This is a genomic window from Nitratireductor kimnyeongensis (assembly GCF_019891395.1).
In the GTDB taxonomy this organism is placed as follows: domain Bacteria; phylum Pseudomonadota; class Alphaproteobacteria; order Rhizobiales; family Rhizobiaceae; genus Nitratireductor; species Nitratireductor kimnyeongensis.
The window spans coordinates 2,550,291-2,564,841 of record NZ_CP078143.1; the positions used below are offsets into that span (position 1 = coordinate 2,550,291).

23 protein-coding genes and 1 tRNA gene are annotated in these 14,551 nt (G+C 57.4%); 13 read left to right on the forward strand and 11 right to left on the reverse strand.

All coding sequences use genetic code 11. The features are described from left to right. Window positions 1-13: 13 nt before the first annotated feature. Window positions 14-1,303 (reverse strand): UDP-N-acetylglucosamine 1-carboxyvinyltransferase, encoded by a 1,290-nt coding sequence (gene murA / locus KW403_RS12035; RefSeq protein WP_223019719.1) that lies wholly within the window; start codon window positions 1,301-1,303, stop codon window positions 14-16. A gap of 226 nt (window positions 1,304-1,529) precedes the next feature. Then, the gene (locus KW403_RS12040) at window positions 1,530-1,733 is read right to left on the reverse strand and encodes a hypothetical protein (protein WP_223022546.1); all 204 of its coding nucleotides are present in this window, start codon (window positions 1,731-1,733) and stop codon (window positions 1,530-1,532) included. Between the two features lie 242 nt (window positions 1,734-1,975). Here KW403_RS12040 and KW403_RS12045 point away from each other — a divergent pair. Then, window positions 1,976-2,050: transfer RNA gene (locus KW403_RS12045), tRNA-Thr, on the forward strand. Between the two features lie 197 nt (window positions 2,051-2,247). Here the strand turns inward: KW403_RS12045 and KW403_RS12050 are convergent. From KW403_RS12050 to KW403_RS12090, 9 genes are all read right to left on the reverse strand, one after another. Beyond that, entirely contained in the window at window positions 2,248-2,478 is a 231-nt protein-coding gene (locus KW403_RS12050) for a hypothetical protein (protein ID WP_223019720.1), read from the reverse strand. After that, a complete protein-coding gene (locus KW403_RS12055) occupies window positions 2,475-3,599 on the reverse strand; it encodes a tyrosine-type recombinase/integrase (protein WP_223019721.1) in 1,125 nt (374 codons plus the stop codon). Before KW403_RS12055 ends, KW403_RS12050 begins: the two co-directional genes overlap by 4 nt. A 175-nt stretch (window positions 3,600-3,774) precedes the next feature. Next, a complete protein-coding gene (locus KW403_RS12060; protein ID WP_223019722.1) occupies window positions 3,775-4,197 on the reverse strand; it encodes a GIY-YIG nuclease family protein in 423 nt (140 codons plus the stop codon). Then, window positions 4,194-4,496 carry a hypothetical protein gene (locus KW403_RS12065; RefSeq protein WP_223019723.1) on the reverse strand — a complete coding sequence of 101 codons (303 nt, stop codon included), beginning with the start codon at window positions 4,494-4,496 and terminating at the stop codon, window positions 4,194-4,196. Before KW403_RS12065 ends, KW403_RS12060 begins: the two co-directional genes overlap by 4 nt. Further along, window positions 4,493-5,209, reverse strand: coding sequence for a hypothetical protein (locus KW403_RS12070; protein ID WP_223019724.1), 717 nt, complete (start codon window positions 5,207-5,209; stop codon window positions 4,493-4,495). Before KW403_RS12070 ends, KW403_RS12065 begins: the two co-directional genes overlap by 4 nt. After that, the gene (locus tag KW403_RS12075; RefSeq protein ID WP_223019725.1) at window positions 5,202-5,495 is read right to left on the reverse strand and encodes a hypothetical protein; all 294 of its coding nucleotides are present in this window, start codon (window positions 5,493-5,495) and stop codon (window positions 5,202-5,204) included. Before KW403_RS12075 ends, KW403_RS12070 begins: the two co-directional genes overlap by 8 nt. After that, entirely contained in the window at window positions 5,492-5,710 is a 219-nt protein-coding gene (locus KW403_RS12080; protein WP_223019726.1) for a hypothetical protein, read from the reverse strand. Before KW403_RS12080 ends, KW403_RS12075 begins: the two co-directional genes overlap by 4 nt. 137 nt (window positions 5,711-5,847) lie before the next feature. Further along, a complete protein-coding gene (locus KW403_RS12085; RefSeq protein WP_223019727.1) occupies window positions 5,848-6,012 on the reverse strand; it encodes a hypothetical protein in 165 nt (54 codons plus the stop codon). Between the two features lie 180 nt (window positions 6,013-6,192). Next, on the reverse strand, window positions 6,193-6,855 hold the full coding sequence (locus KW403_RS12090; RefSeq protein WP_223019728.1) for an XRE family transcriptional regulator: 663 nt from the start codon (window positions 6,853-6,855) through the stop codon (window positions 6,193-6,195). Window positions 6,856-7,286: 431 nt separating this feature from the next. Here KW403_RS12090 and KW403_RS12095 point away from each other — a divergent pair, with 431 nt between their 5' ends. The 12 genes from KW403_RS12095 to KW403_RS12150 all read left to right on the forward strand — a co-directional run bounded on the left by KW403_RS12095 (window position 7,287) and on the right by KW403_RS12150 (window position 14,522). Next, on the forward strand, window positions 7,287-7,499 hold the full coding sequence (locus KW403_RS12095) for a hypothetical protein (RefSeq protein WP_223019729.1): 213 nt from the start codon (window positions 7,287-7,289) through the stop codon (window positions 7,497-7,499). A 4-nt stretch (window positions 7,500-7,503) separates the two neighbouring features. Then, on the forward strand, window positions 7,504-7,683 hold the full coding sequence (locus tag KW403_RS12100) for a hypothetical protein (protein WP_223019730.1): 180 nt from the start codon (window positions 7,504-7,506) through the stop codon (window positions 7,681-7,683). Continuing rightward, complete coding sequence (locus KW403_RS12105; protein ID WP_223019731.1) at window positions 7,673-7,936, forward strand: hypothetical protein; 264 nt, start codon at window positions 7,673-7,675, stop codon at window positions 7,934-7,936. Before KW403_RS12100 ends, KW403_RS12105 begins: the two co-directional genes overlap by 11 nt. After that, window positions 7,936-8,898: a hypothetical protein gene (locus tag KW403_RS12110; RefSeq protein WP_223019732.1), complete on the forward strand. Its 963-nt coding sequence runs from the start codon at window positions 7,936-7,938 to the stop codon at window positions 8,896-8,898. Before KW403_RS12105 ends, KW403_RS12110 begins: the two co-directional genes overlap by 1 nt. A 180-nt stretch (window positions 8,899-9,078) precedes the next feature. Then, the gene (locus KW403_RS12115) at window positions 9,079-9,249 is read left to right on the forward strand and encodes a hypothetical protein (protein WP_223019733.1); all 171 of its coding nucleotides are present in this window, start codon (window positions 9,079-9,081) and stop codon (window positions 9,247-9,249) included. A gap of 104 nt (window positions 9,250-9,353) precedes the next feature. Beyond that, window positions 9,354-10,211: an ATP-binding protein gene (locus KW403_RS12120; RefSeq protein WP_223019734.1), complete on the forward strand. Its 858-nt coding sequence runs from the start codon at window positions 9,354-9,356 to the stop codon at window positions 10,209-10,211. A 3-nt stretch (window positions 10,212-10,214) separates the two neighbouring features. After that, complete coding sequence (locus KW403_RS12125; protein ID WP_223019735.1) at window positions 10,215-10,982, forward strand: hypothetical protein; 768 nt, start codon at window positions 10,215-10,217, stop codon at window positions 10,980-10,982. 49 nt (window positions 10,983-11,031) lie between these two features. Continuing rightward, window positions 11,032-11,583 (forward strand): DUF669 domain-containing protein, encoded by a 552-nt coding sequence (locus KW403_RS12130; RefSeq protein WP_223019736.1) that lies wholly within the window; start codon window positions 11,032-11,034, stop codon window positions 11,581-11,583. Window positions 11,584-11,697: 114 nt separating this feature from the next. Then, entirely contained in the window at window positions 11,698-12,741 is a 1,044-nt protein-coding gene (gene dnaN, locus KW403_RS12135; RefSeq protein WP_223019737.1) for a DNA polymerase III subunit beta, read from the forward strand. Window positions 12,742-12,746: 5 nt separating this feature from the next. After that, entirely contained in the window at window positions 12,747-13,040 is a 294-nt protein-coding gene (locus KW403_RS12140; RefSeq protein WP_223019738.1) for a hypothetical protein, read from the forward strand. A 328-nt stretch (window positions 13,041-13,368) separates the two neighbouring features. Then, window positions 13,369-14,310 carry a PDDEXK family nuclease gene (locus KW403_RS12145; RefSeq protein WP_223019739.1) on the forward strand — a complete coding sequence of 314 codons (942 nt, stop codon included), beginning with the start codon at window positions 13,369-13,371 and terminating at the stop codon, window positions 14,308-14,310. Next, entirely contained in the window at window positions 14,307-14,522 is a 216-nt protein-coding gene (locus KW403_RS12150; RefSeq protein ID WP_223019740.1) for a hypothetical protein, read from the forward strand. Before KW403_RS12145 ends, KW403_RS12150 begins: the two co-directional genes overlap by 4 nt. Window positions 14,523-14,551: the final 29 nt, after the last annotated feature.

Below are 14,551 nucleotides of genomic sequence, written 5' to 3' on the forward strand. Positions count from 1 at the left end.
TGGCTCGTCAAGTTCAGCCTGAAATACGCTCGACCGCAGCGCCGCAAGCGGTGAGCTTTTCTTCGAGTCGCTCGAAACCGCGATCCAGATGATAAACGCGGTTCACTTCCGTCTGCCCTTCCGCCGCAAGTGCGGCGATCACGAGCGACACCGAGGCGCGCAGATCGGTCGCCATCACCGGAGCGCCGCGCAGTTGCGACACGCCGTCCACGACAGCGGTCTGGCCGGAGAGCGAGATCTTAGCGCCGAGGCGTGCCAGCTCCTGCACATGCATGAACCGGTTCTCGAAAATGGTCTCGGTGATGTGCGAGCGCCCCTTCGCCATGGTCATGAGCCCCATGAATTGCGCTTGCAGATCGGTGGGAAAACCGGGGAAGGGCTGGGTGGTGATGTCGACGGGGTTGATGCCGCCACCATTGCGGCGCACGCGAATACCGGTATTGGCGCGTGTGATCTCGGCGCCGGTCTGCTCCAGAATGCCAAGCGCTGATTCCAGGAGATCCGCCTGCGCGCCCTCCAGCATCACGTCGCCGCCGGTCATAGCCACGGCCATCGCATAGGTGCCGGCCTCGATCCGGTCGGGAATGACCCGGTGCCGCGCACCTGAAAGGCTCGTCACCCCATCGATCCTGATCGTGTCGGTCCCCGCGCCGGAAACTTTCGCTCCCATGGCATTGAGGCAGTCGGCAAGGTTGACGATCTCCGGCTCGCGCGCCGCATTTTCCAGAACGGTCTCGCCCTTTGCAAGCGATGCGGCCATCATCAGGACATGCGTCGCGCCCACAGAAACCTTGGGGAACACATATCGATTGCCGATCAGACCGTTTCTTGCTTTCGCGTTCACGTAGCCCTGTTCGATCTCGATCTCCGCACCGAGCGCGCGCAGACCGTCGATGAAGAGATCGACGGGGCGTGTTCCGATGGCGCAGCCGCCGGGCAGCGAAACACGTGCCTCGCCCATGCGCGCCAAAAGCGGCCCGATGACCCAGAAGCTCGCCCGCATTTTGGAGACAAGTTCATAAGGCGCGAGCGTGTCCACAATGCTGCGGGCGGTGAAATGAATGGTGCGCGAATAACCTTTCTGCTGGTTTTCGCGGCGGCCATTCACCGAATAGTCGACCCCGTGATTGCCGAGAATACGGATCAGGCTTTCCACATCCGCCAGATGCGGGACATTGTCGAGCGTCAGCGTGTCATCGGTCAGCAATGACGCGATCATGAGCGGCAGGGCGGCATTCTTGGCGCCCGAAATGGGCAATGTGCCGTTAAGCGCGTTGCCGCCGGTTATGCGTATGCGATCCATCCGTTCTCACTTTCCGGGCGCATTTCCCGCTGTCGATCGTCAATTTCGGATTGTCCCCGACTTGCCAGAATGCGCCGATTGCCTTGCGGTATCGTAAAGGCCGCTTCTGATGCGATAGGCGGTGGATGCGATACCGCGAAGCAGTTGTTGCAAGATGTATTCGTTTCAAATGGTCCTAAAACATGGCCGCGCGCCGCGCAAGGCGGTGATTGCAGGGGCGTATAGGCTATTCGTCGGTATCCGTTGCGTTCGCGCCCAGTCCATCGGGACGCTCGTCGGCCTCTCCCTGACGCCGCGACCGTGCCTGCGCCTTTCGGCGGGCGAGATTGGCCCGCAGTTGGGCGGCAAGTCGCTTCTTTCGCTCCTCGTCACCTTTTTCTCCGGCAGATGAAGCGTCTGACTTTCTGACTTTGCTCAAGTGAAACTCCATGGACAAGCGGACAACGATCCTACCCCTCAGCCGTGACGCTGCAAGCGGCGGATCAATGAGGGCCGTGACGATTTTCACAGGCATGTATCAAACTGAGCAAATGAATGCGAATGTGTGCTTGCGCAATGCCGATCATTGTGGCAGAAGTCCGCCGCATCACAAGGGCGGGCAGCGACGCTGTCTTCCCGTGACCGGGACGCAAGCGGATCGCCCGCTCTTCAGGCGTCCTTCGTTATGGCGCTGCTGCCGTAGCTCAGGGGTAGAGCACTCCCTTGGTAAGGGAGAGGTCGAGAGTTCGAATCTCTCCGGCAGCACCATTAAAAACTAATAAAATCAACGACTTACAAGATTGGCGCCAAACATAAGAATGCGCAATCGCACATAGAATGTACAGAACAAAGCGTGAAACTGTACGCCATTGCGTACAAATTCTGTACAGTACATAAGAACGCATGTTCTCGGTGTGTTTTGCGTTTGTGCTAAAGAAAAACCCCGCTCCGGCGGGGTTGAGTAGCTACAGGACATCGATCGGGTGATCGCTGATGTAGGGTCCGTAGGATATGAGTCGCCCCTCTTGAAGCAATTCATCGACCAGCGATGATGTTCGCACTCTGCCAATGGTCTCTGCCGTCCATGTGGAAAGGATGTCCTCCACGGTCGGAAGTTTGTGCTGACTGCTAACATCGCATCTGGTGGAAAGGTATCCCAAAATGCCCTTCTTGGCTCCTTCGTCAGAAATTTTCATCCTGCCATCCTTTCACCCCGCATCTCGCCCCACTTCACAAACTCCGCGCGCCGCTTGATGGGATCATCCCACCACCACAGCGAGCGCCAGGTATCCGGAACGGGTAGCGTGTTGATGGCCTCAAGCAGCGGCGCTTGCGGAACATTGGTGTAATGGCGACTCATGGAATCGACGGCATGGCCAAGGATCTGGTCTTTGACATGCGGATGCACGCCATTGACAACCAACTGCGTCGAAACCGTGTGGCGACCGGTATACGGGCTGACATTGCGAATGCCGGTTCGCTTGCGCGCGCCGTTGATCGCGCCCTTGATCTGGCCGCCTGCACCTTCCACGAGCTCATAAGGCTCACCCTTGTGCGTCAGGAACAAAGCCGCCCCACCCTCACGCCCAGCACAAAGCGCTGCAAACAGCGGCACAAGGAAATCATGCATGGGCACGCCGCGCGGCTCGCCGGTCTTGGTCGACTGCAGCACGATCCACTTGCCGCCAACGTTCACGTCAGCGACGGTCAGCGAAAACAATTCAATCGGCCGCATGCCGGTATAGAATAAAGCCGTCATGACCATGGCAGGCGCTGGCGACATCGCCGCAACAAACCGCGCTGCCGTGTCGTAATCAACCGGGGCAGTACCGCTGCGGCCCGTCTTGATGCGCCGGACGTTAGTGCCCTTCGGCTTACGCGGGCGCTGCCACTTACGCATGTCCGCCCACTCATTCTTTACCGCATGATTCCAGACCGCAATGAACGGCGTGTAACACTGCCGGTTGCGCGTTTCAGGCTGCGCCGTAGGGTAGAGGATAGCGGCCGCCTTATCCAAGTCGTTCTGCTTGATGTCGGTCAGACGCCGTCCGTAGAAGTGGCCTAGAAGCCCGCTATTCGGCGTCCCTATAAAGCGCTTATCGCCGCCGGATTTCAGATAAGACTCCACCGCCTCGGCAAAGGTGCGTGTGGCCTTCGCACCGTAAATGGCGTCATTTACGAGGCGCGCCTCAAGGGCGATGCGTTGCGCTTCCGCGACTTCTTCGTCGTGAGTTCCTGCAGACTTGCGGACAGTTTGTCCATGGACGGTGCCGCTGATCCACCAGACTTTACCACGCTTGTAGAGTTTGAGGGGCATCGCAATGCATCCTTTATGCCTTCAATGTCTTTTGCCGTAAGTGTAATCTGTCTCCCATGCACCATGCAAAGCCCATGGCGCTTTGCGATCTTCGCAACGCCGCGCTTGGTCATGCGCAGATGCTCAGCCGCTTCTGCCAGAGTGTACACCGGATCCAGGTTATCGTTGTCTGGTTTCATGCTGCCGCTTCCTTGCACATGTGCCTGTAGCAGTTGACACCCTTGCGGGTTGCCCGCTTGGCTTCTTCTGCTGATAGTGGTCGGTCTTCACGGTCGGATTCTATGGTGGCATCAAGAATGTCCCACAGAATGGTGTCCAATAGTTGCGTCTCTCTGAACCATTCACCGCGGATCCTGTAATCAGAAAGCTCACGATGAATGGCCGCCTCCACATCGCGACCACCATTGATTTCACGTACCAATGTTAGCTTATCGGGGTTGCCAGTCTGCAGGTTCTCTATGCGTGGCGCGGATCCCCTGAAGCCAACCTTGAAGGCGTTTTGCTTCTCAGACACAACAAAGTAGACGAACTCAGGCTTTCGTCCGGCCGCCTCCTGCCGTGACAGGAGGCGCGGTGTGTTATCGTTGTCTGGTTTCATGTCTGCTTGCCTCCTAATGCGCGGATAGCGGCGGCGATGTCGTCGGCATCGCTTTCCATTTCCCGATGCGTCATCTCGCCATGGCAGACCACGGCACCGCTGATAGCGTTGAACGCTTCTTTCCGTGCCACCTTCGCCGCAGCTTCCAGCGTCTCCCTGTCCATCTCTCCGGGCGCAAGGATGCGGTAGCCGGAAGAGGTGAGGGCTTTTTCTACATGCTCTGGGAACCTTAAGCTTAACTCGCCTTGGTCAAGATCGAATGTCTTGCAGGCAGATAAGATGACGTCTCTCGCGCTCATTCTCCCTCTCCCTTGCTGGGGAAGGCGGCGAGGAGGGCGGCGCGCATAATCTCGGCAGGTTCGCGTTTGTCGTTTGGCTTCGACCATTCCGCCAAAGCCCGCTCCACCGCCTCGTCGGTGAGGGCGGGGACGGGGACGGGGGAGGTGGGAACAGAATCCAAAACGCGAATTTCGTGATCGCGCTGCGCTGCATCCATAGCCTCCGCAGGAGACACGAATTCATCTTCGAGAAGATGCCCGCGAACCCTAAGCCGCCAGTCGTCGCCAACGGGGTTTTTGTCAACCACATAGTCACTGACGCCCCAGTCCCCGGCATCTTTTGAATACCATTCGTCAATGTCAGTATGCTTGTCCCATCGGATTTGCTTCACTGTCACCGCCGCTGCTTTGGGGGCGACATGTGGAAACGTGTCAATCGGCCCGTCCACCGGCTCGCCGGTTTTCAGATCGACGGCCGGGCTTCCCGCAAGGCATTCGGCATGGCATTTGCCAAGCTCGATATCGGTGGCGCATGTGTCGCCGGCTGCAAACGGCTTGGTGCAGACAGGGCAAGGTTCTTCCGCCGCTGCTTTTGGGGCAGGCGCGGCGGCGAGATAAGCCATGACTGCCGCTATTATGCATGGGGCGTGCGCTTTCCCGGTTGGCGACACCTTGTCGGCGGCATCGAAGGCGGCTTGTATCGCATTCGCGTCAAGCTTCTGCTCTCTATTCATCGCCCTTCTCCATCCATTCGGCAGCGGCGCGGAGGTGGCCGACTGTGATCACGTCACCAATCGAGGCGCACGGGTCTAGGTCAGGGGCTGTGAGCACATTCGCGAACGGCTCAATCACCTTCTCAGCTTCCGCCAGCTTGGCGCGCAGGCGTTCGATCTCAGCGGCGGCTTCAAATGGCGCGTCGTCTCGAATAAGTTCTTCTGTCGCGCTTGAGGCGATAATATCGTCCGCGTGGCGCGCCCATGTTCCCGGCCTTTTCAGCCGTTCAATCAGGTCAGCCATCACGCAGCCCTCCGCTTCGCGCTGTCGTTCCGGCGCGCGCTACCGCGTCGCGGGCGCACCGGCATGCCTGTAATTTCGGCAACCTCGCGCGCAACCTGGCGCAGCTTGCGATCGGCCGGCGTTCCTGCATTCGCCTTGGCAACGGAAAGGACGCCCGCGTAAGACGTGCCCTGCGCGATGAACTCTGCAGCTGTAAGGATGGGATAAATCGTCGTCATGTGGTGCTCCTGTGGTGTGGTGTGTGGTTAGGCGTAGAGGCAAAGCAACCCATAAGCAGCCGTGCAAAACGCGGCCATTGCGATTGCTGCGGCGATGTCCTGCAATAAGCAGATCGCCGCTTCCCATTTGTCGGTGATCACAGCCCCACCTCCTCAACGAAGCCGGCGAGGCGGCTATCGGCGCACGTGGCGCTCATGCGGCTGGCGGGCATGCCTTGTGCGGCAAGGTCGTCGAAAAGCTGCTCCATGGCCTGCTGGCAGCTGTGCTCAGTGACATACTGCCCGGCCAGCAACTTCGGCACTAACGTCTGGCTGTCCCGCCAGAAAAACGACTAGGAAAATCTTGGTCATTGGTTCTTCCTCGGTGGTGGTGTGGTTGTAGGTAGATATATGCGTTTTCGCATATCAAGTCAATCAAAAAAATGCGCATTCGAATATCCGAATGCGCATCTATGCGTTTTAGCGTTTTTCTGTGTGCTCGATTATGGAGCCTGCGTCACCGCAAACCTTACAATTCCAGTGACCGTAACTTCCTCAGATTCTCCGTTATCAAGCGCCAACGGTGCCTGATGCTTGGGATCGTATGAACGCGGCCAGAGCCAGCGCCTTCCTTCTCCGTCGACTACAAACTCTTTTAGTGTGGCTTCGTATAGGCCATCACGGTTGCGTCTGTTCACCAATACATACTGTCCGTTCTTGGGCTCTATGCCATTCAGGATGGTTGGCTGAACGTATACAACCGTACCCTCGCCATAAATTTTATTCATTGACGACCCGCGGACACGAAATCCTTTCACATCTACATTCTCCAGACCCAATGGCGGCGTCAAAGCCACTTCGATTTGATCATCGTGTTCCCATTCTATCGCTTCCATCCAGACACCTGCTTGAACTTCCCCAACAATACGGTACGTCCGCGGCGGCGATCCTCCAGCCCCTAGAGGAACCACTTCTTCGAGGCCACGTCCGGCCGTTCCCGCCAGTTTGTTTATTCGGTCCCAATGTTCGCCGGAAGGCACGTTTTCTCCGCGCTCCCATTTTGATACCCGCCCCTGGCTTGCCTTTATTGCGTTGGCAAACTGAACCTGTGTCAAGCCGAGCGCTTCCCTGATCTTTTTTACGCGATCCGCGTAGTCATTCTTCATATCTGAACTCCTTGCTTTATGCGGGTTCGTATATCGCGATATGCGTTTACGGCCTGCTGTGGATAAAGTCAAAATGCGATATAGCATATTTCCGCTTGACAAAATAGGCGAAAACGCATAATCCTAATGGCGTAGTTAACGAACTGTACCACACACCATTACCACCACTGAGGAGAGTTCAAGGTGAGAACCAAGGACGCGGTCCGCGCAATGCGGGCAAACGGCAAGCCATTTGCCGCTATTGCCGAAAGCCTCGGCATCAGCCTACAGCACGCATATAAATGCGCCTCCGACATCATTCCAGGGCCGGCTATCGGTCCAACAAGGCGAACGGTTGTTCGCTACGGAGCACACAACGGCGGCTGCTCAACTCTTTCCGGGATGATCCCAGTCAGTCTTCCCCGCATTTCAGCAATCGATGGAGCCGCATGATGGACGGTATGATTCCAAACGGCACCGAAGTTGTCGTGTATTTCCGCGGCAGAATTGCTGGTCGAAGCGATTTCGAGAATGGCGGAGAAAGTTATCTCATAGAACACACGAGGAAGGGCAAAACGGTGCGCGAATGGGTTGTCGCCGACAAGGTTTCGCTGGCCGCAGTGGAGCAGGCAGCCGCCGAAACGAAGGAGCGCAAGGATGGCTAACCCGATGGCATACGCAACAAAGATGACGCGCACCGGAGAGCGCGACATGTCAAACCGCAAGCCGTACCGCACGGCGAAGCAGAAGGCCGAAGCAAAGCGCACCGCTGTACGCGGAGAGGATGGAGTTTACCGCTCCGGAGCGCCGGTTTCGTTCCATCGGGGAGGGCGCGGCAATGCACGGTGATTTTGCGGATCTGGGCTGCCTGGTGCGGCACGTTATGAACCCGGCAATCGTCGGTGTCGTGATCGGTTACGAGGGATCACTGGTGCTTGTTCGTCTGGCCAGCATGCAGGTCATCAAGCTGCACGAATACGAACTTACGGCGGCCGGTGATGATGGCGAAGGTGAGCCGGCGTTGGTCGATGAAGACGACAACGTCATCGATTTTACGAAAGCGCGCGATCTGCGCACTGCAAAAACGCGAGGAGCTGCGTGATGGCAAAGTTCAAGGTTGGAGACAAGGTGCGGTTCACGGACAAGTGCTGCCGGTCATGGTGGTTCGGGCCGCATACGGCGCACAAGGAAGGCGTGATTTCAGGACTCAATGGGCTGGGAACCTATGAATACCAGGTTTGTGTCGATGTGGAGCAAAGAGTAGGCAATGTCGACGACGAGCACATCGAACTGATTGTGCCGTCCTTCAAGGTTGGGGATCGCGTCGTGCCGTCAGACAAAGCCGGGACCGACCTGATCGATCACTGGAATGAATACTGGAGTGAATTCGGCGAATACGAGGGCGCGTTCTTCGTTACGGAGATCAACTCCAGAGGTGACATCAAATACAGTAGCAAGCCGGGTGGCGATGGTCCCCACTTCATCCCCGCCGACTGGATGACTCCCGCGCCGCTCAAGCTTGAGGCCGGCAAGTATTATCGAACGCGCAACGGCAAGCGTGTCGGGCCGCTTATGAAAGGCTGGGCGCCGCACCTGTTCGGCTCGCAGGGCTACAGCCTAACTTCAGAGTGGTACAGCGACGGGCGGCGCAATAGCGGATGGGAAACCGACCTCGACATCGTCGCGGAGTGGCCGTCCGACAGTGACGATACCAACAACGGTGTGTGGCGGTCGGCCGGATTCTTCCTCGATGCACCAGAATCGACCACCAACTGCATCGTTGCGCTGATCGAGAACGGCCAGCCCAAACCTGCGACCCATCCATACGTCCATCCAAGCCGCAATAAGGCAGAGACGGAAGCGGGCCGCCTTGCGCGCAAGCACAAGGGGCGCGAGTTCGGAGTTTACGAGCTCGTTGTCACGAAGCAGGAGCAGGCGAAGCACGAGTGGCAGCGGCTCGCTTTGGATGGGCAGACCATTGATGCAATCAAGAAGCTGCGCGAGATTGCCGGCATGTCCTTGAGGGCCGCCAAGGCAGCCGTTACCGATTGCCGCGCCGCCTAACCAACCACACACACCACAACCGAAACCACCCGCTTGCGCCATGCGCAGGCGGGAAAGGGGAGAAACCATGCAGACTGAGGTAAAAGTGTTCATGGCCATCATGACGATCTGGTTTGTTGCCTGCGGAACCGGTGGCGCTTTCATCATTTACGGCGTCGGTCGCTTTGCCGGGGTCTGGTAATGGCCAATTACCACGACGAGTACGACCCCGAACTTCACGGGGAGCTAGAGGCACCAGCTGCGCAGCCGGTCATGGCTGCAATCATCGCGATCGTCATTGCAATGTCGCTACTTGGCGGCGCGATGTGGATCATGGAGGCGGCGGCATGGCTGACGACCCCAACCCCCTGACCGTGGCCGTCTGGGCCACATCCGCAGCGCTGATCGTTTTGTTGGCTATCCGCTTCGTCGGGTAGGCACACCACCACCACACAACCACAACACCGGAGGATAGCTTGAGCATTCCGTTAAAAAATCTGACCACCACGAAACGCAAGCATCCGCCTCTGCTTTCCGTGTACGGCACGGCAGGCATCGGCAAGACTACGCTCGCCGCGGAGTTTCCTTCGCCGCTTTACCTTTTTACGGAGGGTGAGGAGCCGCCAACGGATATCGAGCTTACCACGCTCACTAATGAGAATGGCGAACCCAAGCCGATAGAGTCTTATACAGAAATACTCGACGTCTTCGAGCAATTGCTGACCGAAGATCACGATTTCAAGACTGTAATTATCGACAGCTTGGATTCATTCGAGAAAATGGTTTGGGCCTATACATGCGAGCAGAAAGGCGGCGCGCGAGAGGGTTGGGACACCATCGACAGCAACGACAAGGGGTCTCCGACAGCTTTCGGCAAGGGCTACCTGGCAGCCGATGAATACTGGAACGACTACATATCGGCGGTTAGGGCGCTGGCACGGAACGGCATTCATGTTGTGCAGCTTATCCACAGTGAGGCAAAGAAGTGGGAAGATCCGGTTGTGGACGCATACATGCGTTACAAGCCAAACCTTCAGGATCGCGCCATGAAGCTCATCAAGGACAAGAGCGACGCGCTCCTGTTCATTTCCAAGCGCACTTCCGTCAAGCAAGTGGACAAAGGCTTTGGCAAAAAGGAGTCAAAGGTTGAGGGGATGTCTGGATCGGAGCGCGTAATTTTCACGGATGAGCGCGCCGGATTCCATGCCAAAAACCGCCTCAATATGCCGCCGTCAATTCCCTATCGCAAGGGCTCTGGCTTCGATGAGTTGTCCAAATACTTCTACTCTCCCAACAACGACAACTCGTCATTGGAGAGCGGGGAGCCGGCATAACAGGTGGATCACGAAAAGGATAACTTGGTGCAGGAAAAAACCTGCACCAAGTGCGGAACTAAAAAACCAGTTTCTGAATATTCGAAACTAAAATCTGGAAGGTTCGGCGTTAGGAGTGCATGTAAGCAGTGCACAAATGAATATAACGCGAAATATCGTTCTGAGAATCAAGAACTGGTAAAAGCCTCAACTGCGTCTTGGAGGGCGGAAAACAAGGATCACATTAGAGAATATAATAGTAGGTATCATGAAGCCAACTATACTCCAAAACCAAAGAAACCCGTTAGGAGTAAGAAGGATGCTGACCGCCAGTATTACAACGACAACCGAGAAGCCATAATCAAACGGGCTACCGATTGGAACAAAGACAACAGAGAGAAATCTCGAGAGCACTCGCGAAACACGCAAAAGAAAAGGAGGCTTACGGCCAAAGGTAGGATTGAGGACACGATGTCGTCAAGTCTGTATCAGGCCGTTAAGGGCGCAAAATCGGGCCGCAGGTGGGAAACCTTGGTCGGCTACACGGTCGAAGAGCTTATGGCCCACCTTGAGAGCCTATTTCTGCCAGGGATGACTTGGGAGAATTATGGCCGCGGAGGATGGCATATAGATCACAAGATCCCCCGGTCTGCATTCAACTACGAGACGCCGGACCACATCGACTTCAGGAGATGTTGGTCACTCGATAACCTTCAGCCACTTTGGGAGCGAGATAACATTGTTAAGGGCAACAGGTTGGAGAGAGCCTTTCAGCCGTCACTAGCGATCTGACCACCCTAACCACACAACCACAACCACCACACCACCAAAAGGAAATACCATGGCACAACTCGGAAAAAAGTTCGACGCAACCCAGCACGATACCGAGCAGCGGGATTACGAAGAACTTCCTAACGGCATTTATAAACTTGAGATCGAAGCTTCGGACGTTACCGAAACCAGCACCGGCAGCGGCACCATTCTCAAGACCACGATGAACGTGACTGCGCCGGAAGACTTCAAGGGCCGCAAGCTCTTCAACAACTACAACCTGGAGAACAAGAACCCGAAAGCGCAGGAGATCGGTCAGCGCCAGTTCGCCAGCCTTTGCCGCGCGATCGGCGAAAGCGAAGTCGAGGATTCGGAAGACCTGCACTTCCGCGAGTTCACGGCGAAGCTCGCGCTTGGCAAGCCGTCGAAGGATGGCCAGTACCCGGCCCGTGCTGAAATCAAACGCTACTACTTCCCCGACGAAGGCAACGTGCCGGAGCCGGAAATCGACGAGAACCAGCCCGCCAAGGCTGCGAACGACAACCGGCAGGCCGCCTCGAACGACAACGCACCGGCCAAGACAGCCGCTGCTGGCGGGGGCAAGAAGCGCCCCTGGGGCTAACGCAATGGGGCGACCATAGCGCCCCCAGAAAAAGCGAAAGGCAGGCCACCACAGCCTGCCTTTCAACCACACAACCACAATCCGGGCACCACCCCGAACTGAGGAGCAAATCCCATGCGAATTGACATCGCAAGGAATCAACTATCGCGCCTATTAGCACAGGTATCTAAGGTTGTCGAGGCCAGAAACACAATTCCTGTGCTGTCCTGCGTGTTACTGGAATCATCCGGCGGCAAGCTAACCGCAACCGGAAGCGACCTGGATATCGAGATTACGGGAAGCATCGAAGTCGAAGGTGACGACTGGTCTGGCTGCGTCAGCGCCAACCTGTTGAAGGGAATCGTCGACAAGCTTTCGGGTGATACGGTGACAATCGAGCCCGGCGCTACGGAGATCGTCGTGAAGGCTGGCCGAAGCCGGTTCAAGCTCGCGGTGCAGACCGCCGCAGACTTCCCGCGTTTGGCCGCGAATGACATGCCAGAACCATTCGAGCTGGATCTGGCGTCGATTGTCGCGCCATGCCTGTTTGCTATGTCAGAAGAAGAGACCCGCTTCTATCTCTGCGGCGTCTTTCTTGAGGCCGGCAAGGCAACGGCGACGGACGGGCACCGGCTTGCGCACGTGGAGCGAGGTGCATGGGGCGAACACCCCAATGTGATCCTGCCTCGCAAGCTTGTCGGCATGCTTCCCAAGGGTGCGTTGCGTGTCAGCGTGACCGAAAACAAGGTCCGCGTCGAGAATGACGATGTGACGATCACAAGCAAGCTGATCGATGGCACCTATCCCGACTACCGACGCGTGATTCCGGCGCAGGCGGCGAATGCCATCCGTGTCGACAATGCCGCGCTGCGCGCCGCTGTGGAGCGCGTTGCTCTGGTCGCGAGTGCACGGGGGCATGGCGTGCGCCTGTCCATCGCCGGCGACACCATTGAGCTGCATCTGCGCGGCTCTGACGGCGAAGCGGAGGACGGCGTGCCTTGCGGATACAGCGGCGAACCGGTCGAGGTTGGCTTCAACAGCAAATATCTGGCGGATCTGCTGGCGAACATGCCGGCGGGCGAGGCGGTTTTCTACATCGCGGACGGCGGTTCACCGATGCGCGTTGAAAGCGCAGCGGATGATGGCTGCTGCTTCGTCCTGATGCCGATGCGGGTGTAGCGGGGATGGCTGAGGAAAAAACGGAAGGCGGGCTGCGGCGGCCCGCCAACGAAAGCGATCTGGAAGACTTCCAGAGCGAGACATGCGCGCACTGCCTTGAGCGATTTGGCGACGGTGAAGGCTGGGAAGACGAGTTCGGCGACTACAACGAGCCCATGTGCGCCTTGCTCTGGGGCGCAGATTTAAAGTCACCGATCCCGCAGTGGACCATCAAGGACGGAAAGCGGGATTGCTCCATGTTCCGGGAAGACCCGAACAACCCGGCACGGTGCCTGCATACGATGGAGATGTTTGGATGAGGCCACTTGCAGAAGCTGTGATTGCTCCAGCAATTCAAACTGCGCTTTCCGCGGTCTCGAAGTCTCAGGGCGCACTTCGTGATGCACTCATTGAGGAGCAAGCTATTTGCGACCATCGCATTGTATCGGAGGCTCTTTGGGAAAGTGGCGGGCTTCCGGCGATACGCATATGCAACCACTGCCGGCTTATAGAGAAGGGTAGCCACTGGTCGGGTGGCAGAACCTGGTCACGGCATGATTTTGGACGGTCTGATCTTGGAAATGAAGACGGACGCCTAGTTCAGCAGATATCGCGCGATCAGTTCTATGACATGCGGATCCTGGTATAATGGCCCCGCTACCACGCGCTGAAGCCAGCACCGTGCGCGCGATCTACGCTGCATACGAGGCTGCTGCCAACTATTGGGATAGCTGGGGCATCTCGGTCGGTGAAGCCAACGCGGACTGTGACCGCGCGCTTTGGAATGCGTTCCGGTGGGTAACACCACTGGAACGCCACACCGGCCGCACCCTTCGCTTGTTTGAAACCGGAAACCTGGAAGAGGACAGGCTTGTCGCGGACCTGCAGCGCATCGGCGTCGAGGTCTACGGCCAGCAGGATAAGATAAGGCTGGTTGGCGGCCATGTGCGTGGCAAGTGCGACGGCAAGGCCATGAACGTGCCGGAGGCACCCAAGACCGAGCACCTGTGCGAGTTCAAGTCCAGTAATGCCAAAGGCATGCGGGAAATCATCGAGAAGGGGTGTAAGGAGGCGAAGCCGCTGCATTACGGGCAGTGCCAGCTTGGAATGCACGAGTTCGGGCTGACGCGGTGCCTATACCTGGTAGCATCCAAGGATGATGACACGCTGTATGCCGAGCGCATCCATTACGACGCGGAATTCACGCTGCGACTTTTGGCGCGACTTGAACGCATCATCAATTCACCCGTGCCGCCGAGCCGCATCAGTGAAGACCCGGAGTTCTTTGGTTGCCGGTTCTGCAAGCACAAGCCTTCCTGCCACCACGGCGCGTGGGCACGCGTGACGTGCCGCTCTTGCCTCCACAGCACGCCGGAGATGGGCGGCGATGCGCACTGGTCGTGCGCGCGGTGGAACAAGCCGCTGTCGATCGACGAACAAAAGGACGCATGCCCCGCGCATCTATTCATTCCGGACCTGGTGCCGGGCCGGCAGCTGGATGTCGATGAAGAAAACGAGACCGTCACCTATGAGCTGGCCAACGGCGAGACATGGGTTGATGGGGAGACGAGGAAGGAGAGAGTGGGATGAGTAAGATAAAAGCTGAGCCCGTACTGATCGGAAGGTACGTTCGTGAAACAGACGGCATCTTCGGTCGCGTTGAGCGATTCAAAACGGTCTACGAGCACCGCATTCAACTTCAGATTGGTAATGCGATATTCAGGTCAGAGCGGACCTATTCCTCATATGAAGGCGCCGAACGTGCTGCAAAGCGCCTGGAGTCCACCACCCGCGCCACGTAAGAAGTAACCACCACACACACCACCACCGC

What these genes read in the sequence shown, in the direction of transcription:
- murA (WP_223019719.1), bottom strand. Translation starts at nt 1,303, where the DNA reads ATGGATCGCATACGCATAACCGGCGGCAACGCGCTTAACGGCACATTG.
- KW403_RS12040 (WP_223022546.1), bottom strand. Translation starts at nt 1,733, where the DNA reads ATGGAGTTTCACTTGAGCAAAGTCAGAAAGTCAGACGCTTCATCTGCC.
- KW403_RS12050 (WP_223019720.1), bottom strand. Translation starts at nt 2,478, where the DNA reads ATGAAAATTTCTGACGAAGGAGCCAAGAAGGGCATTTTGGGATACCTT.
- KW403_RS12055 (WP_223019721.1), bottom strand. Translation starts at nt 3,599, where the DNA reads ATGCCCCTCAAACTCTACAAGCGTGGTAAAGTCTGGTGGATCAGCGGC.
- KW403_RS12060 (WP_223019722.1), bottom strand. Translation starts at nt 4,197, where the DNA reads ATGAAACCAGACAACGATAACACACCGCGCCTCCTGTCACGGCAGGAG.
- KW403_RS12065 (WP_223019723.1), bottom strand. Translation starts at nt 4,496, where the DNA reads ATGAGCGCGAGAGACGTCATCTTATCTGCCTGCAAGACATTCGATCTT.
- KW403_RS12070 (WP_223019724.1), bottom strand. Translation starts at nt 5,209, where the DNA reads ATGAATAGAGAGCAGAAGCTTGACGCGAATGCGATACAAGCCGCCTTC.
- KW403_RS12080 (WP_223019726.1), bottom strand. Translation starts at nt 5,710, where the DNA reads ATGACGACGATTTATCCCATCCTTACAGCTGCAGAGTTCATCGCGCAG.
- KW403_RS12090 (WP_223019728.1), bottom strand. Translation starts at nt 6,855, where the DNA reads ATGAAGAATGACTACGCGGATCGCGTAAAAAAGATCAGGGAAGCGCTC.
- KW403_RS12095 (WP_223019729.1), top strand. Translation starts at nt 7,287, where the DNA reads ATGGACGGTATGATTCCAAACGGCACCGAAGTTGTCGTGTATTTCCGC.
- KW403_RS12100 (WP_223019730.1), top strand. Translation starts at nt 7,504, where the DNA reads ATGGCATACGCAACAAAGATGACGCGCACCGGAGAGCGCGACATGTCA.
- KW403_RS12105 (WP_223019731.1), top strand. Translation starts at nt 7,673, where the DNA reads ATGCACGGTGATTTTGCGGATCTGGGCTGCCTGGTGCGGCACGTTATG.
- KW403_RS12110 (WP_223019732.1), top strand. Translation starts at nt 7,936, where the DNA reads ATGGCAAAGTTCAAGGTTGGAGACAAGGTGCGGTTCACGGACAAGTGC.
- KW403_RS12115 (WP_223019733.1), top strand. Translation starts at nt 9,079, where the DNA reads ATGGCCAATTACCACGACGAGTACGACCCCGAACTTCACGGGGAGCTA.
- KW403_RS12130 (WP_223019736.1), top strand. Translation starts at nt 11,032, where the DNA reads ATGGCACAACTCGGAAAAAAGTTCGACGCAACCCAGCACGATACCGAG.
- dnaN (WP_223019737.1), top strand. Translation starts at nt 11,698, where the DNA reads ATGCGAATTGACATCGCAAGGAATCAACTATCGCGCCTATTAGCACAG.
- KW403_RS12140 (WP_223019738.1), top strand. Translation starts at nt 12,747, where the DNA reads ATGGCTGAGGAAAAAACGGAAGGCGGGCTGCGGCGGCCCGCCAACGAA.
- KW403_RS12145 (WP_223019739.1), top strand. Translation starts at nt 13,369, where the DNA reads ATGGCCCCGCTACCACGCGCTGAAGCCAGCACCGTGCGCGCGATCTAC.
- KW403_RS12150 (WP_223019740.1), top strand. Translation starts at nt 14,307, where the DNA reads ATGAGTAAGATAAAAGCTGAGCCCGTACTGATCGGAAGGTACGTTCGT.